Source organism: Alitiscatomonas aceti, from assembly GCF_025567195.1.
Lineage (GTDB): Bacteria > Bacillota > Clostridia > Lachnospirales > Lachnospiraceae > Alitiscatomonas > Alitiscatomonas aceti.
In genome coordinates this window covers 36138-58674 of the sequence record NZ_JAOQJF010000017.1, presented here as the reverse complement: position 1 = coordinate 58674, position 22537 = coordinate 36138, and the positions used below count along the sequence as shown (strand labels likewise).

Below are 22537 nucleotides of genomic sequence, written 5' to 3'. Positions count from 1 at the left end.
AAAATTATGAGCAAAGTCATATCCATCAGCCGGGAATTCGGCAGCGGCGGACGGGAGATCGGCTACCGCCTTGCAAAAAAGCTGGGGATTCCTTTTTATGATAAAGAGATCATCTCCATGGCCGCCGAAGACAGCAATATCTCTGAGGAAATCTTCCATGCCAATGATGAAGTGATCGGCCATAAAGAACGGATCGACTACCAGTACGCTGTGATCGATCCCTTCTCTTCCACCTATGAGGTGCCCGTTTCTGACCAGCTCTTTGTGATCCAGTCCCGGATCATCAAAAAAATGGCCAGTCTGGGCCCCTGTGTCATCATCGGACGCTGCTCGGACGTGATCGTGGAAGACTCGTTCTCCGTGTTCATCTGCTCCAGCTTAAAAAAGCGGGTGGAACGGCTGCTCTCCCTGGAACAGGATGAGACCGTGGATGTAAAAAAAATGGAAGCAAGGATCCGTACCATCGACCAGAAGCGCCGGGATTACTACCAGTATTACAGCGGCAATGAATGGGGAAAGCCGAAGAATTACGATCTTTGCTTAAACAGCGGACGGCTGGGGATCCAGAAGTGTGTGGATGTTATTTCCAGCACGATTTCTCTCACTTGAAACCGTTACGCTTTAAATGATTAAAATTTCTGTTGACAAAAAGAGCCATCCGCTGTATGATGGTTTCCAGAACACGAGATTTCAGAAAGGACGCAGCCGATCATGAAGAATACCGCATGGAACGCTTCTTATTATTTCTTCTATTCTTTTCCGGGTTATTATAGCGCGGACTGCTTTTGCTGCGGAAAACAAACCTCTCCCGATTTCTCTTAAAGATTTCCGAAAACCAGGAGCCGGTGTTTGCATTCCCAGCAGACGCCGGTTTTTTCATGTCATAGGAATTTCAACCAGGAGGAAAACGAATATGATCATTATCTTAAAACAAAATGCCAATCCGGAGAAAGTAGAAATCCTGAAGCAGGAGCTTGAACACAAGGGCTTTAAGCTCCATCTTTCCCAGGGAACCCAGACCTCCCTCATCGGCCTCATCGGCGACACCACATCGATCCATGAGGACTGGCTGAAGGCCATGGACGTGGTAGAGGATGTACGCCGGATCCGGGAGCCCTATAAAAAGGCCAGCCGGTCCATGCACCCGGAAAATACGGTTGTGGATGTCTGCGGCCAGAAGATCGGCGGCGGGCACTTCCAGGTCATCGCCGGTCCATGCTCCATCGAGACCAGAGAGCAGATCACCCAGGTGGCCGAGGATGTGAAGCGCTCCGGAGCCCGCCTTTTACGGGGCGGGGCCTTCAAGCCCAGGACTTCCCCCTATGCCTTCCAGGGACTCCATGAGCAGGGCCTGGATCTTCTTCTGGAGGCCAAAAAAGCCACGGGACTCCCAGTGGTCACAGAGATCATGAGCGCCGAGCACCTTCCTCTTTTTGAAGATGTGGACGTGATCCAGGTGGGAGCCAGGAATATGCAGAACTTCGAGCTTTTAAAGGAGCTGGGAAAGATCCGGAAGCCCATCCTTTTAAAGCGCGGCCTGGCCAACACCCTGGACGAGCTTTTAATGAGCGCCGAGTACATCATGGCCGGAGGAAATGAAAACGTCATCCTCTGCGAGCGGGGGATCCGCACCTTTGAGACCTCCACCAGAAACACCCTGGATATCTCCGCCATTCCCATGTTAAAGCAGAAGACCCATCTGCCAGTGATCGTGGACCCCAGCCATGCATCCGGGATCCGCTTCATGGTAGAGCCCCTGACCCTGGCAGCCATTGCCGCCGGAGCCGATGGTCTGATGATCGAGGTCCATAATGATCCGGAGAAGGCTCTCTGCGACGGAGCCCAGTCCTTAACTCCCCAGATGTTCGACACACTGATGAAAAAAATCCAGCGAACCGTGGACTTCTTCCGGATCCTGGACTGATACCCTAGAAAAACAGCTATGACGGTGCCGATTGGCGGCTGTCATAGCTGTTTTTGCAGGTTCTGTTTTCCGATACATAATGGCTGTGTCGGGATCGGTTCTGGAGCGTGAAATTCTCAGCATCCGGCCCTGGCGGCGGCCTGGCCCCAGGGCTTTGGGCATATACGGCAGTTTTTTCCAGATATACCCAAAATTCCGGGGAAAACCGCCGGATTTTCCTTAAAGATCCAGATTTTTGGGCAGCAGCGCATAAACCTTCCCTTCTATGCCCAAAATCTCCCGATTTTTTGGGTATTGGAGAAAAAAGCACCGTTTTATGCCCAAAAGCGCCATCTATACCCCGTATAGGTATGTACAGAATAAACTTTCATCCCTGGCAGCCTGTCTGCCCCTTAGTCCATCGCCTGGAGCTGGCAGGCAGCTGCCGCAGTCCTCATTGGAGACGGCATGGAGCTGCACACAGCATCCGGTATGTATCCCAATTAGGGAAGGCTTTTCCATATTGCAAATAAAAAAGCCCTTGATCTTCAAGGGCTTCAGCGGAGACGGTGGGATTCGAACCCACGTGCCGGGTATTAGCCGGCAAACGCATTTCGAGTGCGCCGCGTTACGACCGCTTCGCTACGTCTCCGTATACTTATGGAACAGACGGCCCGGGGGCTCCAGACCGCTGTTCCCTATTATACACGATATTTCTTCTTTTGTGTAGTGGAAAATCGAATTTTTTTCATTTTTTATTCTGCAGCTCCCCCGAAATACGAATCCACAGCCGCCGCGATCCCGGCCACCAGCTTATCCTGGTAGCTTTCGTCCTGAAGCCACCGGTCCTCGTCGGGATTGCTTAAAAATCCCGTTTCCACCACAGCCACCGGGATCTGGCTCCAGTTGATCTCGCCGGAATTGTCCACCTCCTGGACGCCGCGGTTTTTCGTTCCCGTCTGGGCACAGATATTATCGATGATGGACTTGGCCAGCCGGTAGCTCTGGTCGTGGAGCTCCGCGTTATAGGGGTTCTGGGCCGTCATGCACATCCCCAGAGCACCGTATACGCTGGAGTTTTCCATGGAATTGGCATGGAGCCGGATGAAGATCTCCGCCTCACTGTCGTTGGCCATGGCTGACCGCTGGGAATTGCTTAAGTTTACGTCATGTCCGGTACGGATCATCACCGTATGGTAGCCCCTGGCCTTCAGCTCCTTCTCCAGCTTTTTTGCCAGCGTCAGGGTCAGCTCATATTCCTTTACGCCGGATACGGCCCCCACGCCGCCCTGGGGCATTTTGGCCTTCATGGTTTCAGAGCCTGGGCCGATGGGCTCCTTTTCTGCATTGGGCTTGGCCTGGTGTCCGGCGTCAATGGCCACCGTATGGCCATTCCAGGGCACCTCTGCCTGGGCCTCAGCCGCCCGGCCGGATGCATCTGCCGGAACCGCTCCGGCTCCGTCCGCCGCCGGCTGGGGATCTTCCCCGGAGCTTCCGGGTGCGCCCTCCGGCCCCGCCTGGGGTTCCGCAGAACTGTCTTTTGCCGTCTGGGGTTCTGCTTCCGGGGCATCCGTCTCCTCCACCCATACCTCTACCAGATCCGAGGCCACATAGGCGGTCTTGCCGTCATACTCCACCTGGCTCCACTCTTCGTTATAGCCAATCCGCCGGAGCTTTTCCCCATTCTTTAACTGGACGTAGATCCTGGCGTCGGCCCGGTCCTCTTTTCTCACATTTAAAAGGTCCGCCTTTACCACCACGGTCTCATCCACAGGCTGGTACTTTTCCGTCTCCGGTTCTGCTGCTGCCGCTTCCTCCGGGCTGCTCTCCCCGGCCTCTGTCCCGTCCTCTTCTGCCGCTGTCTCTCCCATGGTGATGACGGTCATATCCTCTGTCCCGGAAGCCGCTTCCGTTTCTGTTTCCAGCTCCATGGTCTGGTACCGGTTCATGCCGCCGCAGCCGGAAAGAAGAGCCGTCCCCAGGGCGCACACAAGAAACAGGCGGAGGAGTTTCCGCCCTTTTATACGTTCTTTCACAGGATGGTCCCTCCTCCGAATATATGATCATTTTCATAAAATACCACGGCCTGTCCCGGGGTGATGGCCCGCTGGGGCGTTTCAAACTGGCATTCCACGGTCCCGTCCTCCCGTTCCCGGATCAGACAGGGCGCGCCCTTATGGCTGTAACGGATCTTGGCCATGACCCGGCGCTCCTCACCGTGAAGGCCGTCCTCCGCCATCCAGTTGAGCCCGCCGCAGACCAGGAAATCGGAAAACACATCGTCCCCTTCCCCGATGACCACCTCGTTGGTTTCCGGACGGATCCCGGTGACAAATACGGGATGGCCCATGGAAAGGTTCAGTCCCTTTCTCTGCCCCACCGTATAATGGGTGATCCCCTTGTGACGTCCCAGGATCTTCCCTTCCTTATCCACAAAGTTTCCGGCTCCCGGCACCTCTCCGGCTGACCGCTCGATGAAGGCCGCGTAGTCGTTATCCGGGATAAAGCATATCTCCATGCTGTCCTTTTTCTTTGCCACGGGAAGCCCCATGTCCTCTGCCATCTGGCGGATCTCCTCTTTTGTGAAGTCTCCCACCGGCATCAGAGTCCGCGCAAGCTGGTCCTGGGTCAGGTTATAAAGGGCATACGTCTGGTCCTTCTGGGCCGTCACGGAATTTCTCACCGTGTACCGGCCGTTGGGCAGCTTAAGGATCCGGGCATAATGGCCCGTGGCGATATAATCCGCCCCGATCTCCAGGCTCCTGGACAAAAGGGCCTCCCATTTCACATACCGGTTGCAGGCAATGCATGGATTGGGCGTCCTCCCGTGAAGATACTCATCCACAAAGTAATCCATCACAGCAGCCTTGAATTCCTTCCGGAAATTCATCACATAATACGGGATCCCCAGGCTCCAGGCCACCTTCCGGGCGTCCTCCACGGCGGTCAGGCCGCAGCAGCCCCCGTTTTCCGCTGTCTCCTCCGGATCCTCATCCTGCCAGATCTGCATGGTCACTCCGATCACATCGTAGCCCTGCTTCTTTAAAAGGCAGGCGGCGACCGAAGAATCGACGCCGCCGGACATGCCTACTACTACCTTTTTTCCCATTCCTTAATATTCCTCGTCCTCATCGTGCTCGCTGATATCAGACTTGGGCTTTTCCAGACCCTGGATCTTAATGTCATGCTTCTCCGCATAATCCCACAGGGCCGCATGGATCGCCTCCTCTGCCAGCAGGGAGCAGTGTACCTTCACCGGCGGAAGACCGTCCAGAGCCTCCATCACCGCCTTATTGGTCACCTGCATGGCCTCCTCAATGGTCTTTCCCTTTACCATTTCGGTGGCCATGCTGCTGGTGGCCACAGCCGCACCGCAGCCAAAGGTCTTGAATTTGCAGTCCCGGATCATATGGGTCGCATCGTCGATATCTAAGTAGATCCGCATGATATCTCCGCATTTGGCATTTCCCACAGTTCCCACGCCGCTGGCGTTTTCGATCTCTCCCACGTTTCTCGGGTGCTCAAAATGGTCCATTACTTTATCTGAATACATATATTTTCTCCTTTTCTCTCCTGTTTTACTGATTTTCCTTCTTTTCTCTGCTCTTTACAAAGTCCTCGTAAAGGGGTGACATGGAGCGGAGCCGCTCCACGATCCGTTTCAGCTGGTCCACCGTATAGTCGATATCCTCCATGGTGGTCTCTTCCCCTAAGGTCAGACGGAGGGAGCCGTGGGCGATCTCATGGGGCAGTCCGATGGCTAAAAGCACATGGGACGGATCCAGGGACCCGGAGGTGCATGCCGAACCGGAGGAGCCGCAGATCCCGGCCATGTCTAACATGATCAGAAGAGATTCTCCTTCAATAAACTGGAACGAAAAGTTGGCATTGTTGGACAGTCTCTGGGACGGGTGGCCGTTGAGCCGTACATAAGGGATCTCCGTCATGACCCTATGGATCAGATGATCCCGGAGCTCTGTCTCTTTTTTCTTATTTTCTTCCATGGAAGCCAGGGAAAGCTCCACAGCCTTTCCAAGCCCCACGATCCCCGGCACGTTTTCCGTACCGGCCCGGCGCTTTCTCTCCTGTGCGCCGCCGTGGATAAAGGATCGAAGCTTCAGCCCCTTCCGGATATAAAGGAAGCCCACGCCCTTGGGGCCGTTGAACTTGTGGGCGCTGGCGCTGAGCATGTCGATATGAAGCTCATCCACGTTGATGGGCTCGTGGCAGTAGGCCTGGACCGCGTCCGTATGGAACAGGATGCCGTGCTCCTTTGCCACTTCGCCGATCTCCCGGATGGGCTCGATGGTACCGATCTCATTATTGGCGAACATCACGGAGATCAGGATCGTATCCGGACGGACCGCCTTTTTTAACGCGTCCACGCTGACAACTCCGTTCTCATCCACCGGAAGATACGTTACCTCATATCCCAGCTTTTCCAGATACTGGCCGGTGTGGAGGACAGCATGGTGCTCGATCTGTGTTGTGATAATGTGTTTCCCCTTGGAAGCGTAGGCCTCAGCCGCCGCCTTTAACGCCCAGTTATCGGCTTCGGTGCCGCCGTTGGTGAAATAGATCTCATTTTCACTGGCACCCAGGGATCCTGCGATCACTTCTCTTGTGTGGGCCATTGCCTTTTTGCACGGTGTGGAAAAATCGTACACCGAAGAGGGATTTCCATAGTGCTCCGTAAAATACGGGAGCATCGCCTCCACGACCTCCGGGCGCACCCGGGTGGTGGCTGCGTTGTCAAGATAAATTACCTTCTTCATAAATCCGCCTTTCCGTAAATACAGGTTAAAAGCCTCATCTACTCTATATTTTTTATTTCTGCCCCCGTTTCCGGAGGCTATCCTACATTATATATGATACTCTCTGGTTTTTTCAACTGATATTGGCAGATTTAAGAAAAAAATAATAATATCGAGAATCATTTTCACATATACTGTGGCAAATCTTCTCCTCGCGGAGCGCCCCATGCACTCTTATTTCAAAAACCATACCCTGGCGGCCGGAGCCCTCCTCCTTACCCTGACCGGCATTGCCTCCAGGATCCTGGGATTCTTTTACCGTATCTTCCTGTCCCGCACCATCGGAGCCGAGGGCCTGGGCGTTTACCAGATGGTCTTTCCCATCTACGGCATCTGTTTTTCCATCTGCGCCGGTTCCATCCAGACGGCCATCTCCCGTTTCACCGCTGCCGACCGGGACCGGGCTGGAAGGACTCTCCTTGCCGGATTTATCATCTCCTTTTCACTGGCCCTGGGACTGGCTGCCGTCATCATCCGCTTCTCCGGCTTCCTGGCGTCCCAGGTGCTGATGGAGCCCCGGTGCGCGCCCCTGCTCCCGGCCATGGCCCTGGCCATTCCGTGCACGTCCGTCCATGCCTGCTTATGCGGCTGGTATTACGGAAAAGAAAAGGTACAGGTCCCGGCCCTTTCCCAGATGGTGGAGCAGTGCATCCGCATCTTCACCGTCTTTCTCATTGCCAGGATCTGGGAGGAACAGGGGAGGCCGGTGACGGTCCTGGCGGCTGTGGCCGGCCTGGTGGCCGGGGAGGCCGGCTCCGCCCTTTTTACGCTGCTTTCCTTTCTTCTTTTTGGAAACAGGAAAAAAGACGGGCCATCCGTTTCCGGACGCCCCGCCCCCTCTTCTGTCCTCACAGCCGCAGCCCCGCTCCTGGCCATGGCCCTGCCCCTCATGGGCAACCGGCTGGTCATGAACCTTCTCCAGAGCCTGGAGGCCATTCTGATCCCCGTCCGCCTAGAGCTTTCCGGCCTTTCCCGGTCCCAGGCCTTAAGCGTCTATGGTGTCCTCACAGGAATGGCCCTGCCCTTTGTCATGTTCCCCTCGGCCATCATAAACTCTCTGGCAGTGGTCCTCCTGCCTTCGGTGGCCCGTCACCAGTCCCTGGGAAACCGCTCCGGGATCCTGAAAAATATCGCCCTGTCCTTCCGGTACAGCTCCTATATGGGGATCCTGTGCATCGGGATCTTCACATCCTTTGGAGATTCCCTGGGACTCCAGGTGTTTAAGAGCGCCGAGGCCGGAAGCTTCATCTCCATCCTGGCCTGGCTCTGTCCCTTCCTTTATCTGTCCACCACCATGGGGAGCGTATTAAACGGCCTGGGAAAGACCTCCGTTACCTTTCTCCACAACCTGGTCTCCCTGCTGGTACGCCTGGCCTTTGTGTTTTTCGGGATCCCCCGGGCCGGGATCCGGGCCTGCCTCTGGGGGATGCTGGCCGGAGAGCTGGTCCTCTCCCTCCTTCATCTGTACTCCTTAAGAAGGCTGGTCCGGTATGCTCCCAACGCCTGGGCGGTGATCGTAAAGCCCTCGTTCTGCCTGGCGTCAGCCCTGGGGATCTTCTCCCTGTTCCCGGATCCGCTGCCCCTTCCCGGCAGCCTGCCTCCCTTTTTCGGCACCGTCCTCCAGATCGGGCTGGTCTGCACCGGATATCTTCTATTTTTGCTGCTGTTCCACAAAAGGCCGGATCACTCGTCAAATTCCACAGTCACATAGAAGCCGCGGTCGTTTTCCACGATCTTTTTTACCACGCCCTGGCGGCTTTTTAACCGCTCATTGAACTTAAAAAGCCCCGACATGGCCACCGCCGGCTCGATCATATAGTTGACGTTCACCGGCGACACCGACTCGCTCACCTCCACGGTCTGGCCCTCCTCCACCAGGCCGGGCCGTTCCATTTTAAAAACGATCTCCCGCATCCTTATCCTTCCTTTCCACGATGTCCCTTATGGGTACAGAATACGGGCCAGGGGCGCTTTCCTCCTGCGCTCCTCCAGCCCGTCCCGCTGCTTTTACACGTTATTTTCCTTCATAGATAATGGCTGATTCCACATCATAGCCAGCCAGCTTTTCCCGGCCCTTGAGGCCCGCTAACTCCATGATGAAGCAGATCTTCACCACCTGGCCGCCCAGCTTTTCCACCAGCTTTGCAATGGCCTCCACTGTGCCTCCGGTGGCGATCAGATCGTCGATGATGACCACCTTCTGGCCGGGTTTAATGGAATCTGCGTGCATCTCGATGGTCCCTGTGCCGTATTCCAGCTCATAATCCATAGAAACCGTCTCCCGCGGCAGCTTTCCCGGCTTTCTTGCCAGGATAAAGGGCTTGTGGAGCTCATAAGCCACGGGCATCCCGAAAATAAAGCCACGGGACTCGGCTCCCACGATCACATCAAAATCCACATCCTTTACCATTTCCAGGAGCTGGTCAATGGCCAGATGAAGGCCCTCTCCATCCTGTAAAATGGATGTCACATCCCTGAAAATGATCCCGGGACTGGGAAAATCCGGGATGCTGATCACATAATCTTCCAGTTTTTTCATTGTTCCTTCCGTCCTTTCCGGGAGTCCCGCGTTCCTGCCGCCGGTTCCTCCTGCTACGCCCTATCATAGCACAATTCATTTTTCCTGACAACCGGCATATTCTCCGGCCTGTCCCCATATAATGTCTGCGGGGCGTTCCCTCCCGTTCTGCATCAGGGCCGGGAACTCTGCCCCGCAAATCCCTGGAGGAGAGTGTATGCCATGAAACCGTTCCATATAACAAAAGCGTCTGTCATCATCGTGATACAGCTTCTGGTCCTGTCCTTTCTCACCCTTTCCCTGGGCTTAAAAAGCCGGGAAGCAGCCTCGGAGACGTATTTCCTTTCAGAACAGGACGACAGCGCGCCCCCTGGGGAAGAAAAGGAAAAGGACTTCATCCGCTGGGTGGATTTCACCGTCCCGGCAGAGGTCATGGAAAAGGCCTTCCGCCTGGATATCAACACCTGTCAGGCTCCGGTCCACCTGGACTGGATCCAGCTCCTGGCATTTTTAGGCGCGCGGTACGGCGGCGATTTTTCCAGGTTCCGCCAGGCCGATCTGGATTCCCTGGCCGAAGCCTTAAAAAACGGCACATCCATGGATACGCTGGCAGAGGGCCTGAAATATTATCCCTATTATAAAGAAGCCTACGGCGCAGTCCTGGGCGGCATGGTGGGATATTTTGATCAGGAGGCAGGACCGGAAGAGGCCGCGTCAGAAACAGCCGGACCGGAGCAGGCTTCCACGGAAGAGACTGGATCCGGGACCTGGGTCACAAAATACGGGCTCAAGGCCTTTTCCCCCATCGCCAGAGACTTCCCATACAGCGACTATGACGACTTCGGCGTTTCCCGCTCCTACGGCTACAAGCGCCGCCATCTGGGCCATGATATGATGGGCCAGGTGGGAACTCCCATCATCGCCGTGGAATCCGGCACCGTGGAGGCCCTGGGCTGGAACCAGTACGGCGGCTGGCGCATCGGCATCCGCAGCTTCGATAAAAAACGGTATTATTACTACGCCCATCTGAGAAAAAATTATCCCTACCAGAGCTGTCTCTCAGAAGGCAGCGTGGTCACTGCCGGAGATGTGATCGGCTATCTGGGCCGCACCGGATACAGCTCCACGGAAAACACCAACAACATCGACACGCCCCATCTCCATTTCGGCCTCCAGCTGATCTTCGACGAGTCCCAGAAGGAAGGGAACAACGAGATCTGGATCGATTGCTATGAGCTGGTAAAATTCCTGCGGATGAACCAGAGCCAGGTGGCAAAGGTGGAGGGGACAAAGGAATGGGAACGGGTCTATGACCAGCGGGAGCCGGAGGGATAAAGCCCCTTAGCAGTCTCCCCGCTTAATGGCCTCCACCTGCTCTACCACCAGCTTTACATAATCGCCCAGGGGCAGATCCTGGCAGCCCACCACAAAATGCTGGCACCGGTTCACCGGGATCAGCACCTTTTTCGCCTGGCTCTGGCCCAGGGCCACTGCCATGTTCGGCGTGATCTCCCCCATCAGGGAATCGGCGATGACGATGCCCATGGGCCCGATGATGATATCCGCCCTCCGGCTCCCCACAATGGCCGGGTTCTCTCCTGTGGCTCCGGCGTCCGCCCCGGCCTTCAGCATGGCGGCAGTAGCGATACTGTTGGTTCCGATGGCCAGGATCTCGTCCTCCGGAAACCGTTTCCGGATCTGCTCCACCACGCTTTTTCCCATGCGGCCGCCCTGGCCGTCCATTACCATGATCGTCATATCCCTGTTCCTCTCTTTCCTGCTTTTAAAATTTTCTGCTCCCGCCTCCATGGCTTCTTCCGCTGGAGGACCGGTGGGTGGTGCTGCGGCCGCCGGAGGAAAGGCTCCTGCCTCCGCCGCTCCTTCCGCTGCTGCGGTGGTCCTGGGAGGCGATGACCTGCTGGGTCACATAGCTTCCGATCAGAAGATCCGTCACCCGGCTCCCCATACGGAAGGCGCTGTCCTTCCGGTAGGAAAGCTTAAAATTGGCCTCCATCCGGCTTTCCTCATCCCGCATATTATACTCTCTCACAACGCCCAGGACGGCAAAGCCGCCGCAGGCAGCCGCAGCCGCCAGGGCAAACAGGGCCTCATACCAGCGCACCGACCGGTAGCGGCTGATCTTTCCGGTCTCCGGGTCGTAATTATACTGGTCCGCGGCGATCCCGTTGTCGTAGCAGACCTCCAGATCCTCCACAAACGCTCCGGCTGCCTGGTAATAGTCTCCGGCTGCGGCATAGCCGTACATGTCGTCCAGCACCGCTTCGATCCGGCTGTCCGTCAGATACCGCACCATCTTCCCTTCCGTGGAGATACACAGCTCCCGGTTGTCCATGTCGATCAGGAGAAGCGCCCCGTCGCGGCCGCTTCCCGTACCAAAGCCGTGGGCCTCATAAAAATCGTCCGCATAGGCCTGGGCAGAACCGGGATTTTCCTCTGCGGTCACCACCGCCGCATCCATATCCATCTTTTCCCGGAGGGCGTCGATGGCCTGCTGGAGCTCTTTTTCCTCTTCCTCCAGAAAAAGATCCGCCTGGTCAAAGACCCTGACGTTTCCTGCCATCTCCCCGGAGCCCGCGGCCTGGGCGGTCATACTCAGTCCGCTCCCGGCATTCCCAGGGATCCCAACGGCCATAAACGCCGCCATGCCCAGGACTCCCATCCATTTTTTCATCCTCACAGAAACCACCCTCCGATCATAAGCGCTGCAAACACCGGGAAAAATACGCCGAAGAACAGCCCCGCCAGCTTCCTTTTATCCACCGGCAGCCGTCCCCAGATCTTTCCGGTCTGGCCGTTCATGGCAAAATAGTACGTTTTTCCTCCGGCCCTATGGCCATAGGTCATGACCCATACCGGCAGAAGGGCGTACTGCCACCGGGGATCCCGGATCTCCATGGAGGAATCTTTTATACGCACGCTGCTGTATGTATCCATGGAGGACCGGAGCCGGTCCAGGGTATACTGCTTTACCTCCTGCTCCGCCTCGTCTGCAAAGCTCTCCCCGTCCATGTCCCGCCTTTCCGCCTGGAAACCGGAGAGATACCCCATCTGGAAGGGCAGGAGCTTTTCCATATCAAAGGGCAGGACTCCCTCCACCAGCTCCTTATTGCTCTTTTTTAAAGCATTTCTTGTTAAATTTTTAACTTCCAGTGTGCCCGCCCGTTCCACCTGGTACCTTTTATGCTCTGTGTACCGGGTCCTGCCGGAGACCCAGGTGCGCTGTTCTTCCGCTTCCGCCTCTGCCTGGCCGTCCACCTGGCAGCTGTATATGAGGTAAGGGAAGTAGATCCCCGACAGCTTTTCGATCTGGTCCCTGGAGAAAAAATCCCCCGGCACAAACTTCTTTTTTCCGATCCAGCTTAAGAAGCGGGATGTGGCCTCCTTTTTATCTATGGCAAAGGGGATGACAAAGTCCGGCATATGGTCTCCCGAAAGGCGGCCGGAAAAGACCACCGGGTTATGGCAGTAATAGCAGAAGGAAGCCGCCGTGGTGGCGTCCGTGACGATCTGGGCCCCGCAGCTGGGACAGGTGTAAACGGCCGCCTCCCCGGTTTCCGGAGACTGGGACGAGTCCCCTTCCTGGGGAGCCGTCCCTTCCTCTTCCAAAACAGCCTTCTCTTCCTCTGCGGGAGAAGCGGACGCCTCCTCCATCCGCTTCATTTCCTCCTCTGTGAACTCTGAAAGGCAGTATTCACATTGGAATTTCTGGGAATCCGGATCAAAGACCAGGCCGCCGCCGCAGTTGGGACATTTATAAGACATCAGCGCCATATGCTCTCATCCTCCGTCTCTACTGTCTTGGTCTTCCGCACTCAGAGCAGAATTTCCCCGTGTTCACAGCGCCGCAGGCACAGGTCCAGGCTGCGGGCGCAGGTCTGGGAGAACCGCATTCGGGACAGAATTTTCCCGTATTCACGCTGCCGCAGGCGCAGGTCCAGGTCTGCCCGGCAGGCCCGTTCTGGCCTCCTCCTGCATTGGGGCCGGCGCCTGGCATTCCTCCCTGGAAATTCCCGGCGTTCTGGCCGTACATCCCGTTTCTTCCCTGGTTCATCATCTCCATCTGTCTTGTGTTGGCTGCCGAGGCTGCGCCCATGAAGCTTCCACCGCTCTGCATTCCGATCCCCATGCCCATGAATCCGGCCAGACTGCCGTTGGGATTGGAGCCGGCCGCATTTAAGCCCTCAGCGATCTGTCCCTGGACGTATCCCTCCCGGATGGACGGATCGCTTAACATGGCGCCCCGGTTCCTTAAGTTGATCAGCTTCTGGGATTCCTCGTCGTAGGAGATGCTTCCGATGCCCACGGCCTGGATCTCCATGCCGCGCAGCTGGTTCCATTCCTCGTCCAGGACATTGGCCATGTACCGGCCCAGCTCCCGGCCTTTAGAGGCCACAAAGGAGATCCGGATCCCGTCGGCAGACATCTGGTTGATGGCCGTCTGGAAAGCCTCCATATATTCATTGAGATACTGCTCGTTGATCTCATCCATCTCCACATGATCCGTATTCTTCGGGATCACTTCCCCGTAAAATTTCAAGGGATCTGTGATCTTCACAGAGTACGTCCCATGGGCCCTGAGGAACAGCTCCGCGTTATAAAAGCTGTCGAAATAGTTCACCGGCGTCCTGGTACCGAACTTCAGGCCCTTGATCTCCTGGAGGTTGATATAATAGACCCTCTGCTCCCCATAGGTCTGGCCGCCGAAACGGATCCGGTCAAAGGATTCCTTTAAAGCCTCTCCAAACTGGCCGTTGAACAGGGACGGGGCCATGGAATTGTTGACCGTGTAATAGCCCTCTTCTGCCGTGTAATCCACGACCCGGCCGCCGTCCACCAGCATCATGAACTGGTTGGGGTATACCCGGATCCTGGAGCCGTTGGATACCACTCCCGGCGTCCCCTTTGTATTCTGGCCCCTGCGGGTGGGAACTCCAGCAGAAAAAACAGTCTGGTCCCCCATGTTTCCCGGCTCGATGACCTCCAGCCACTGGTCTGCAAAAGCGCCTCTTACGGCATCCGCCGCTGCTTTGATGATTCCCATAGATCTATTTTCTCCTTCCAATGGATTTTCTGCCGTCAGCCTTCCGTTCTCAGCGAACGCAGAAGCCCGATCTCTCTTTTATATCCCTCCAGGTCATTGGGCGTTTCCAGACAGAAGGGGAGCTCACGGAGCGCCGGATGGTTCACCACCCGCACCAGGGCATCCAGGCCGATGTGCCCCTCCCCGATCCTTGCATGGCGGTCCTTTCTGGCCCCCAGAGGGTTCATGCTGTCGTTTAAATGGACAGCCTTTAATCTGGATAAGCCCACGATCCGGTCAAATTCTGTTAAGACCCCGTCCAGATCGCCTGCGATATCATAGCCGCCGTCCCAGACATGGCAGGTATCCAGACAGACTCCCATTTTCTCCGAAAGCTCCACCCGGTCCAGGATCTCCCTGAGCTCCTCAAACCGGCTTCCCACCTCGCTGCCCTTTCCGGCCATGGTCTCCAGAAGGACTATGGTGGACTGCTCCGGCTTTAAGATCGCGTTCAGCGTTTCGGCGATCAGCCGGATCCCGGTTTCCGTTCCCTGCTTCACATGGCTTCCCGGATGGAAATTGTAAACGTTCCCAGGCGTATGCTCCAGTCTTGCCAGATCGTCGGCCATGGTATTCCTGGCAAACTCCCGGACCTTTTCATCGGCCGAGCAGGCGTTTAAGGTATAGGGCGCGTGGGCCACCAGGGTCCCCAGCCCCTTTTCTTCCTTTCTCTTTAAAAATTCCCGGATATCCTCCAGGTCCAGGGCCTTTACGCTGCTGCCCCTGGGATTTCTTGTGAAAAACTGGAACGTGGTGGCTCCGATCCGTTCCGCATCCCTTTCCATGGCTGTAAAGCCCTTGGAGCAGGATAAATGGCATCCGATATAAAACATAGCGCCCTCCTATTTCTTCTCATTTTTCAGAGGATTTAAAAAATACACGGCTCCCCGTACCAGCCCGGCAGAAAACACGGTCTGGACCAGTATGCTGACCGGGATCCAGTGACGGATCACAAAATTATCCGGTCCGTTTCCAAGGAACCGGCGGATGGACAGGTCCGCGATCCCTCCCGTCACCTGCTTTTCCATGATCTCCCCAAAGGTAGCCAGGGGGTTCAGCAGAAGAAGGTAGACTGCGCTGCCGGACGAAGCCGCCGGCCGCGTCTCTCCCAGCTGGTAGATCTCCTCTGCAATCTGCATCTGGGACATATTAAGAAGAAAAATATTTAACATATATGTGCCCACCACCACCAGCAGAAGGATCCCGTAGGTACACACATTGGAAAAGGTGGACCGGCGCATCAGCGATGAAGAAAAAATCCCGATACCGCCGCAGAAGACCGCCGTCACCAGAAAACATACCATTAAAAACGCCAGGTCCATCAGATCCATACTGCCGTATACAAAGGTCAGCAAAAGGATGGGGAAGCTGGATACGATCAGCACCATCAGCTGGCTCAAAGCAGAAAACAGTTTTCCCATCACAATATCCTTCGGCGTCATCCTGGTGGTAAACAGAAGCTCCAGTGTCTGCCGCTCCCGCTCTCCGCTGATGCTGCCGGAGGTCAGCGCCGGCATGATAAACATTAAAAGCAGGAATTCCAGGGTCGCCACAAAGGCGTAAAGCTGAAGGAAGCTGGAATACTGGACGGAGGCTGAGATCCGCACCTGGGCCACTGCCGAATACATATTTAGCAGCGCCACCACCGCCAGGATCCCGTTGAACACCAGGATGATCAGGGGCATCCGGAAGCTCCGTGCCCGGACCGTCACCTCTCTTTTATAAACGGGATTACTCTTCACTGCTGAGCACCACCTTTCCCTTATCATGGCTTGTGATCTGCATAAAGATACTTTCCAGGTCTCCCTGCTCTCTGATGAATCCGCTGACTGGGATCCCCGCCTCCATGAGGCTGTATAAAAGCTCTGCCTCTGCCTGCCGGTTTCCGTGGAAATTGACGATGATGTCCTCGTCCCGGATGGCGATGGTCTGGACCCTGGGATCCTTTTTTAAGATCCCGATGGCTGTCCGGCTCTCGCCGCAGATCCGGATCAGCAGCGGGTTGGAATCATTGACCTTCTGGAGGATCTCCGCCATGTTGCCGGAAAGGACGATCTTTCCGGCGTCGATGATCCCGATGTCTGTACACATCTGGGACAGCTCCGAAAGGATGTGGGAGCTGACCAGAATGGTCTTCCCCTCGGCGCACAGCTCCTTTAACATCTCCTTAAATTCCATCCGGGTCCTGGGATCCATGCCTGAGGTGGGCTCGTCCAGGATCAGAAGACCGGGATCGTGGATCAGGGCCCTGGCCAGGCAGAGTCTCTGCTTCATTCCCCGGGAAAGGCTGTCCACAAAAAAGTCCGCCCGGTCAGAAAGCTTCACCTGGTCTAAAAGCTCCTCGCACCGCTTTCTTCCCATGAGGCCGGAGAGGCCGTAGCAGGAGGCAAAAAACTCCATATATTCCCGCACCTTCAGATTGTCATACATGCCAAACTCATCGGGCACATAGCCAAACTGATCCTTTGCCTCCTCCCGGAACCTTAAAGCGTCCTTTCCGCAGATCTCCACCGATCCCTCGTCCGGCTTTAAAAGCCCCGCCATGATCTTGATGGCTGTGGTCTTTCCGGCTCCGTTGGGCCCCACAAAGCCGTAAAGGGCCCCCTCCTCCACTTCCATATCCAATCCCCTCAGGGCTTCAAAATTCCCAAATTTCTTTTTTAAGCCATGGATCTTTAACATCAGCGTTTCCTCCCTGTCACCACCGGCACCGGCAGCATCGAGGTAACTCCCGAAGTGTCCCCTTCCTCCGCCGTATATTTTACCACCAGGCTGTTCTCCGCAGACAGGTAAGGCGCCAGCACGCTTTCCGTAAATCCGCCGCCGGAAAGGTCTACCGGGTCGTAATTCTTCGTTTCATTATTGTAAAAACAAGCCTCGCCCTCAAACGGCCGGATATAATAAAAATCCTCGCCGCTGAAAAATTCCGGAGAGATAAAGGTGAAGGCCACCTTTTCCACGTCCAGGTCTGTTCCCAGGAAGTATTCCACCGTCACTGGCTCTGTTCCATAAAGGGAGAGGCCGTCGCTGCCGTATCCCATGTTCCCGGAGACCACCTGCTGGGGATTATAAAGACCGCTCCTCCAGACGCTCCCGCCCTTTTCTGTGGTCATCTCCAGCTCCTGCGTATAAAGGACCTGGCCGTCTGCCGCCTGGCCGTCGGGTGAGACCCACTCCCAGAGCCCCTGCTCCGGGCCCAGGGCAGAAAACCGCGCGCCGGAAACGTAGGCGCCGCCGTAGGTCTGATCCAGATACCAGCCGTAAAGGCTCCGCCGGTCCGTATTCCGCAGAAGCTCTTCATCGTCCAGCTCCTTCCCGGCCGAATCCCTCTCCACCAGCCACTGGGCAGCCAGATAGGTCATGTTCACCGGCCAGTTTAACACAGGCTCCTCTTTAAGCTCCCGTACCTCCCCGGGCTCCAGATCTCCCAGCGGGCAGACCTGTCCGTAAAAGAAGACGGCGCTGTCGGTCAGGGGAAAATCATAGCCATTTCTGATATAGCCGGAAAGCTTTCCCTCGAACAGCCTCAGATCTCCTTCGATCCTTCCGGGAAACGTCCGTTCTCCCCTGGATTCCAGCTTAAAATACCTGGGATCGAAGGCCCTGGACCGGCTGGCTGAAAGGACTGCCGCATCCTCCTCCCGGGCGATCCTCACATCTGCCGCCTGTTTTCCGTCAAAGGCCTGGACCGGCTGCTCCTCATACTGGCTGGATCTGGTCAGGGGAGTAATGGAATACTCCGCAGGCACCCGCAGGGAAAAGGGACGGCTGTCCGGCGTCCGCACATCTAAAAAGGTGGTCTCCTCCACCGTGTCCCCGGAGGTACCCAGTACCGTAGCCAGAGTATAAAATTCCGACGTGAACCGGGTCCCCGTTCCCAGCAGATAGATGACCGCTGAGGCCGCCGCCGAAGCTATGACCACAGAAATTCCGTAGTACCGGCTCAGGTCCTTCTTTTTCAGATACAGGTAAAGCCCCGGCCCTGCCGCCAGGATATAGACGGCTGTCACTGCCATATAAAGCGGGATCCTGGGCAGCCGGTCCACACTGCCGGTGCTCACCAGGCTCTGGGCGCTCCAGTAGTCGTCGTTCCTTCCATAGGAGCTGTAATAGTAAAGCTGGGAGACAGCCTCCTGGCCCAGGGTCTTTGTCAGGATCTCCGCCACATAGCCAGGGGTCTTTTCTGCAAACCCGCGGATCTCCCCCAGATCATAGGAAAAAAATCCCATTTTTCCCTTCCCGCGCCGGATCACCGTTAAAAGAGGGATATCGTCTCCTTCCATGACCACTCTTCCGCCGGGCACAGAAAGCTCAGCGCACATCAGCTCCACCTGGGCATCCTCCGGGGAATCCTGGGCGTATTCCACCCCCAGGCCCACTTTCTTTTTTTCATATCCCCGGATCCGGACTCCGCCCAGATCTTCGGAAAATCCCCCCAGGACCTTCTCTGCTTCCTGGCCTGTGCCCAGCAGGAGGGTCCCGCCCCGTTCCACCCACTGAAGGATGGCTGTCCTCTGGTCCTCGGTGAGACTTTCCGTAGAAAAGCCGTTGATCAGAAGGATATCCAGAAGCTCCAGTCCCCTGGCGTCGGAGGGCAGGGCCTTCTGGTCCAGGAGGATCAGCCGGGAATCCACCATGCCGTATTCCAGGTGGACGCCGTCAAAGTATGAGAGCTCCTCTTCCTCTCCTGCCAGGCCTCCGATCAGCAGCCTTCCCATGTCCCGGGACACATCAAAGGAAAGAGAACAGGAATCCACCTCTCTTCCCCCCTGGTCGCAGAGGGCCACATGGATCCCGCTGCTCTTCTGCCCCAGGGGGATATAGATCTCCTTTTTTTCCGTCTCCGCCAGCTTCACAGAAACCGGGAAGCTGTACTGATAGACCTCATCGCTGTTATCCGGCGTGCTCTCCAGGGTCTTTACGTTCACCGTACCGTTAAAGGGCGTCTCCGACTGGCCGTAAAAAGTAATAACAAGGGGGATATGGCTCCCAAACTTTCCCATATCCCCATAGACTGTGGAAACCTCCATGGATACCGGCGCTCCGTCTCCCGCCCATGCCGGGCTTCCTGGAAGCAGGAGCGCAAAAACCAGTGCAAGGAACACCCTGACGCTTCTTTTTCCCATATGATTCATCCTATCGCTCTGAAATTTTCTCTGTTCACATCAAAATCGATCTTCAGCTTTACCTGGAACACCGTACCGTTTAAGTCGCTGGTGACGGAAATGGTCCCTCCATGCATATCCACGATATTTTTTACAATGGCCAGCCCCAGGCCCGTTCCTCCCGTGGCTGTGGACCGGGACTGCTCCACCCGATAAAATTTATTGAAGATCAGATGCAGCTCTCCCTCCGGGATCACATAGCCGAAGTTTACCACAGAAACGGATACCACTTCTTCCTCCGCCTCAACCTTTACCAGTACCTTCTTTCCCTCGGCCCCGTATTTGATGGCATTGTTGATCAGGTTGTCAAACAGCCGGGCCAGGAGATTTCCATCGGCGGTGATCTCCAGGGACGGCACATTGCTGGTCAGCTCATAGGTAAGCCCCTTATCGGCAAAGCTGGGATAAAACTCCTCCAGAAGCTGTCCCAGGAGCTTTACGATGTCCACCCGGCCCACGTGCATGGCAATCTTGCCGCAGTTCATCTTCGTAAAGCCGAATAAGTCCTCGATGAGCTTTTCCAGGCGCTTGGCCTTTGTATAGGCGATGTCAATGTATTTCTGCCGCATCTCCTCCTCCATGGGCATGCCCCTGGAAAGCAGCTCCAGGTAGCCGATGATGGAGGTCAGCGGCGTCCGGAGGTCATGGGCCACGTTGGTGATCAGCTCATTTTTCGTCCGCTCCGATTCCCGTTCCTTATCCATCAGCTCCCGGATATCGGCCTCCATCCGGTTTAAGCTGGCCGCCATCATGGCAAACTCATCGTCTCCCTCCACCTCCACCTGGATATTCAGATCTCCCTCGGAGATGTTCTGGATGGCTGCTGCGATCTTTCCTATGTACCGGATGGACTTTCTCTGCAAAAGCAGGAAGGTCAGGGAAAAGATCCCGATGCCGGCGATCACATAAAGGATCGTGGTGGCAGTCCCCATCCGGAAGATCTTAAGGGCAGGGGAAAGGCTTCCCTGGGTCTTTTCCAGATAATTGACGATCATATCCACGTTGGCGATCAGAAAGATCTCCACCAGACATGCCACCAGGGTGCTGTACAGGATATTGACCAGGACCTGTCCGTAAAACCGTCTGCTGAAATCACTTTTCAATTTTATAACCCACCCCCCAGACTGTGGTGATGATCTTATTCTGTCTGGTATCCTCCTTCATTTTTCCGCGGAGACGGCGGATATGTACCATGACCGTATTATTGGCCTCGTATACCTTCTCATTCCATACCTTTTCAAAGATCTCGTCAGTGCTGAACACCCGGCCTGGATTGGAGGCCAGGAGATAAAGGATATCGAACTCGATGGGCGTCAGCTTGATCTCCTCTCCGTATACCACCACCTTGTGGTTGTCCTTATTGATGGAGAGACCCTTGATATTGATCTCGTTTTTGGCAGCCTGACCGGTATTCCGGTTGGGATTTAGCTGGGTATACCGTCTCAGCTGGGATTTTACCCTGGCCGTCAGTTCCAGCGGGTTAAAGGGCTTCACCACATAGTCGTCCGCCCCGGTCCCCAGGCCCAGGATCTTATCCAGATCCGTGGACTTGGCGCTCAGCATGATGATCGGGATATTGTTGGTCTCCCGGATCTTCCGGCACATCTCCAGTCCGTCCATCCCCGGCATCATGATATCCAGGAGCACCAGGTGGATCTCCTCCTTTTCCAGGATCTCCAGTCCGTCCAGGGCATTGTTGGCCTTAAATACTTTATATCCGTCGCTGACCAGGTAGATCTCCACCAGGTCCGCGATCTCTTTTTCATCATCCACAACGAGAATATTGATCTGATCCATGAAACATCCTCCTCTGTCCGTAATATATGTACCATCATACCATACTTTGCCCACTTTTGCCTTACTTTTTTATGGAAAAAAACGGGAAGGGGCCTATGGCTCCTTCCCATCTCCATGACGGATCTCCTCGATCTCCCTGGCCAGCTCCTTTACGCTGTTTATCAGGGAATCGAAGGCCCCGTATTCATAAAATTTAATAAAGATCAGTCCCACCGGAACGGCCAGGATCATACCGGCCAGTCCCCGGAGCCTGTATCCCAGGAACAGGAAAAACAGGGTGGTCAGAGGCGGAAGCCCCATGCTGTCCCCCACGATCTTGGGCTGGATGATCTGCCGGACCGCCTGGGACAGGACGTAAAGCAGTCCCAGGCCGGCCGCATAGGCAAAATCCCCGGTAAACAGCTTCACCGCAGCCCAGGGGATCAGCACCGTTCCTGTGCCGAACATGGGCAGGAAATCCAGAATGGCAATGGCCACCGCCAGGACCGCCCAGTAATGGACGCCCAGGAGCATAAGACCTCCCATGAGCACCAGGGCCACCACGAACATGATCTTGAACTGGGCCATGAAGTAGCCGCCGATGACCTTCCTGACGTCCTTCTTTATAAGTCCCGCATACCGCTTCACCGCCCCCGGCATCACTTCCTTTATCCTCTGGACGATCACATCATGCTCCGCCAGGAACAGATAGGAGGACAGAAGGACCACAATGGTATGGACCAGCACATCCGGCAGGGTCCTGGCCACAGCTCCTCCGGCAGAGGCCGCCAGGTCCTGGAGAAAGCCGCCGATGTACGCTCCCAGCTGCTCGATGACCTGACCGAAGGAGTCCTTCACCTCCGGAGGCAGGAACGTAAGGACCTGCTCCAGCTCCGCATAGGCTTCGGCCACATCCTCCTGGACCTCCGCATAAAGCCCCGGAAGGGCCCGCACGAACAGCACCATCTCCTTAAGCCCCCGGCTTCCCAGGAAATACAGGCCAAAGATCACCAGAGCCAGAACCCCCACGATCAGGACCATGGAGCTGTGCCGCCTGACGATCCGTATCTTTTTTTCCAGGAACCGCACCAGGGGATTGGCGATCATGGCCACCACCCAGCCGATCACAAACGGTATGAAGAAACCAAGAAGCCGCGGTCCCCAGACACAGATCAGGTAGATGGTCATAAGGGGAACCGCAATGTTTAAAAAGATCCTCGCATATTTTCTGATATCCATTTCCTCCTCCATGAGGACCTG

Annotated in this window: 21 protein-coding genes and 1 tRNA gene; 4 read left to right on the top strand and 18 right to left on the bottom strand. The window is 55.8% G+C overall.

Features of this window, described 5'->3' with window-relative positions:
• Positions 1-6 precede the first annotated feature (6 nt).
• Positions 7-609 (top strand): cytidylate kinase-like family protein, encoded by a 603-nt coding sequence (locus OCV69_RS09740; protein ID WP_158358768.1) that lies wholly within the window; start codon positions 7-9, stop codon positions 607-609.
• A gap of 304 nt (positions 610-913) precedes the next feature.
• Complete coding sequence (gene aroF, locus OCV69_RS09735) at positions 914-1924, top strand: 3-deoxy-7-phosphoheptulonate synthase (RefSeq protein ID WP_158358769.1); 1011 nt, start codon at positions 914-916, stop codon at positions 1922-1924.
• A gap of 540 nt (positions 1925-2464) precedes the next feature.
• Here aroF and OCV69_RS09730 read toward each other — a convergent pair.
• The 5 genes from OCV69_RS09730 to nifS form a co-directional block, all read right to left on the bottom strand.
• A tRNA-Ser gene (locus tag OCV69_RS09730) sits at positions 2465-2555 on the bottom strand.
• Between the two features lie 103 nt (positions 2556-2658).
• Entirely contained in the window at positions 2659-3939 is a 1281-nt protein-coding gene (locus OCV69_RS09725) for an N-acetylmuramoyl-L-alanine amidase (protein WP_158358770.1), read from the bottom strand.
• A complete protein-coding gene (gene mnmA, locus OCV69_RS09720; RefSeq protein ID WP_158358771.1) occupies positions 3936-5012 on the bottom strand; it encodes a tRNA 2-thiouridine(34) synthase MnmA in 1077 nt (358 codons plus the stop codon). The genes OCV69_RS09725 and mnmA overlap by 4 nt, the downstream gene beginning before the upstream one ends.
• A gap of 3 nt (positions 5013-5015) precedes the next feature.
• Entirely contained in the window at positions 5016-5456 is a 441-nt protein-coding gene (gene nifU, locus OCV69_RS09715; RefSeq protein WP_158358772.1) for a Fe-S cluster assembly scaffold protein NifU, read from the bottom strand.
• 25 nt (positions 5457-5481) lie between these two features.
• Positions 5482-6678, bottom strand: coding sequence for a cysteine desulfurase NifS (nifS, locus tag OCV69_RS09710; protein WP_022273435.1), 1197 nt, complete (start codon positions 6676-6678; stop codon positions 5482-5484).
• A 205-nt stretch (positions 6679-6883) separates the two neighbouring features.
• Between nifS and OCV69_RS09705 the strand changes: the two genes are divergently transcribed.
• Entirely contained in the window at positions 6884-8428 is a 1545-nt protein-coding gene (locus OCV69_RS09705; protein ID WP_158358773.1) for a polysaccharide biosynthesis protein, read from the top strand.
• On the opposite strand, the gene OCV69_RS09700 is transcribed toward OCV69_RS09705, so the two are convergent.
• Together OCV69_RS09700 and OCV69_RS09695 are read right to left on the bottom strand one after the other, a co-directional pair.
• Positions 8401-8631, bottom strand: a complete 231-nt coding sequence (locus tag OCV69_RS09700; RefSeq protein ID WP_022273016.1) for a hypothetical protein — start codon at positions 8629-8631, stop codon at positions 8401-8403. The genes OCV69_RS09705 and OCV69_RS09700 overlap by 28 nt on opposite strands.
• A 100-nt stretch (positions 8632-8731) precedes the next feature.
• On the bottom strand, positions 8732-9256 hold the full coding sequence (locus tag OCV69_RS09695; RefSeq protein WP_022273017.1) for an adenine phosphoribosyltransferase: 525 nt from the start codon (positions 9254-9256) through the stop codon (positions 8732-8734).
• A 201-nt stretch (positions 9257-9457) separates the two neighbouring features.
• Between OCV69_RS09695 and OCV69_RS09690 the strand changes: the two genes are divergently transcribed.
• Positions 9458-10570: a M23 family metallopeptidase gene (locus OCV69_RS09690; RefSeq protein ID WP_158358774.1), complete on the top strand. Its 1113-nt coding sequence runs from the start codon at positions 9458-9460 to the stop codon at positions 10568-10570.
• Between the two features lie 6 nt (positions 10571-10576).
• On the opposite strand, the gene OCV69_RS09685 is transcribed toward OCV69_RS09690, so the two are convergent.
• The 11 genes from OCV69_RS09685 to ytvI form a co-directional block, all read right to left on the bottom strand.
• A complete protein-coding gene (locus OCV69_RS09685) occupies positions 10577-10993 on the bottom strand; it encodes a DUF3842 family protein (protein WP_158358775.1) in 417 nt (138 codons plus the stop codon).
• Between the two features lie 25 nt (positions 10994-11018).
• Positions 11019-11927: a TPM domain-containing protein gene (locus OCV69_RS09680; protein ID WP_262427984.1), complete on the bottom strand. Its 909-nt coding sequence runs from the start codon at positions 11925-11927 to the stop codon at positions 11019-11021.
• Between the two features lie 2 nt (positions 11928-11929).
• Entirely contained in the window at positions 11930-13027 is a 1098-nt protein-coding gene (locus OCV69_RS09675) for a TFIIB-type zinc ribbon-containing protein (RefSeq protein WP_158358777.1), read from the bottom strand.
• Between the two features lie 19 nt (positions 13028-13046).
• On the bottom strand, positions 13047-14297 hold the full coding sequence (locus OCV69_RS09670; RefSeq protein ID WP_158358778.1) for an SPFH domain-containing protein: 1251 nt from the start codon (positions 14295-14297) through the stop codon (positions 13047-13049).
• Positions 14298-14332: 35 nt separating this feature from the next.
• Positions 14333-15169 carry a deoxyribonuclease IV gene (locus OCV69_RS09665; RefSeq protein WP_158358779.1) on the bottom strand — a complete coding sequence of 279 codons (837 nt, stop codon included), beginning with the start codon at positions 15167-15169 and terminating at the stop codon, positions 14333-14335.
• 9 nt (positions 15170-15178) lie between these two features.
• A complete protein-coding gene (locus tag OCV69_RS09660; RefSeq protein WP_022273025.1) occupies positions 15179-16078 on the bottom strand; it encodes an ABC transporter permease in 900 nt (299 codons plus the stop codon).
• A complete protein-coding gene (locus OCV69_RS09655) occupies positions 16068-17018 on the bottom strand; it encodes an ABC transporter ATP-binding protein (RefSeq protein ID WP_022273026.1) in 951 nt (316 codons plus the stop codon). The genes OCV69_RS09660 and OCV69_RS09655 overlap by 11 nt, the downstream gene beginning before the upstream one ends.
• The gene (locus OCV69_RS09650; protein ID WP_158358780.1) at positions 17018-19462 is read right to left on the bottom strand and encodes a hypothetical protein; all 2445 of its coding nucleotides are present in this window, start codon (positions 19460-19462) and stop codon (positions 17018-17020) included. Before OCV69_RS09650 ends, OCV69_RS09655 begins: the two co-directional genes overlap by 1 nt.
• A 5-nt stretch (positions 19463-19467) precedes the next feature.
• Positions 19468-20604: a sensor histidine kinase gene (locus tag OCV69_RS09645; RefSeq protein ID WP_158358781.1), complete on the bottom strand. Its 1137-nt coding sequence runs from the start codon at positions 20602-20604 to the stop codon at positions 19468-19470.
• Positions 20594-21298: a response regulator transcription factor gene (locus OCV69_RS09640; RefSeq protein WP_022273029.1), complete on the bottom strand. Its 705-nt coding sequence runs from the start codon at positions 21296-21298 to the stop codon at positions 20594-20596. The genes OCV69_RS09645 and OCV69_RS09640 overlap by 11 nt, the downstream gene beginning before the upstream one ends.
• Positions 21299-21391: 93 nt before the next feature.
• Positions 21392-22528: a sporulation integral membrane protein YtvI gene (gene ytvI / locus OCV69_RS09635; protein ID WP_158358782.1), complete on the bottom strand. Its 1137-nt coding sequence runs from the start codon at positions 22526-22528 to the stop codon at positions 21392-21394.
• Positions 22529-22537 lie beyond the last annotated feature (9 nt).

Bases quoted from the DNA above. Each gene is read 5' to 3' on its own strand.
- OCV69_RS09740 (WP_158358768.1), top strand. From the start codon at position 7: ATGAGCAAAGTCATATCCATCAGCCGGGAATTCGGCAGCGGCGGACGG.
- aroF (WP_158358769.1), top strand. From the start codon at position 914: ATGATCATTATCTTAAAACAAAATGCCAATCCGGAGAAAGTAGAAATC.
- mnmA (WP_158358771.1), bottom strand. From the start codon at position 5,012: ATGGGAAAAAAGGTAGTAGTAGGCATGTCCGGCGGCGTCGATTCTTCG.
- nifU (WP_158358772.1), bottom strand. From the start codon at position 5,456: ATGTATTCAGATAAAGTAATGGACCATTTTGAGCACCCGAGAAACGTG.
- nifS (WP_022273435.1), bottom strand. From the start codon at position 6,678: ATGAAGAAGGTAATTTATCTTGACAACGCAGCCACCACCCGGGTGCGC.
- OCV69_RS09705 (WP_158358773.1), top strand. From the start codon at position 6,884: ATGCACTCTTATTTCAAAAACCATACCCTGGCGGCCGGAGCCCTCCTC.
- OCV69_RS09700 (WP_022273016.1), bottom strand. From the start codon at position 8,631: ATGCGGGAGATCGTTTTTAAAATGGAACGGCCCGGCCTGGTGGAGGAG.
- OCV69_RS09695 (WP_022273017.1), bottom strand. From the start codon at position 9,256: ATGAAAAAACTGGAAGATTATGTGATCAGCATCCCGGATTTTCCCAGT.
- OCV69_RS09690 (WP_158358774.1), top strand. From the start codon at position 9,458: ATGAAACCGTTCCATATAACAAAAGCGTCTGTCATCATCGTGATACAG.
- OCV69_RS09685 (WP_158358775.1), bottom strand. From the start codon at position 10,993: ATGACGATCATGGTAATGGACGGCCAGGGCGGCCGCATGGGAAAAAGC.
- OCV69_RS09680 (WP_262427984.1), bottom strand. From the start codon at position 11,927: ATGAAAAAATGGATGGGAGTCCTGGGCATGGCGGCGTTTATGGCCGTT.
- OCV69_RS09675 (WP_158358777.1), bottom strand. From the start codon at position 13,027: ATGGCGCTGATGTCTTATAAATGTCCCAACTGCGGCGGCGGCCTGGTC.
- OCV69_RS09670 (WP_158358778.1), bottom strand. From the start codon at position 14,297: ATGGGAATCATCAAAGCAGCGGCGGATGCCGTAAGAGGCGCTTTTGCA.
- OCV69_RS09665 (WP_158358779.1), bottom strand. From the start codon at position 15,169: ATGTTTTATATCGGATGCCATTTATCCTGCTCCAAGGGCTTTACAGCC.
- OCV69_RS09655 (WP_022273026.1), bottom strand. From the start codon at position 17,018: ATGTTAAAGATCCATGGCTTAAAAAAGAAATTTGGGAATTTTGAAGCC.
- OCV69_RS09650 (WP_158358780.1), bottom strand. From the start codon at position 19,462: ATGGGAAAAAGAAGCGTCAGGGTGTTCCTTGCACTGGTTTTTGCGCTC.
- OCV69_RS09640 (WP_022273029.1), bottom strand. From the start codon at position 21,298: ATGGATCAGATCAATATTCTCGTTGTGGATGATGAAAAAGAGATCGCG.
- ytvI (WP_158358782.1), bottom strand. From the start codon at position 22,528: ATGGAGGAGGAAATGGATATCAGAAAATATGCGAGGATCTTTTTAAAC.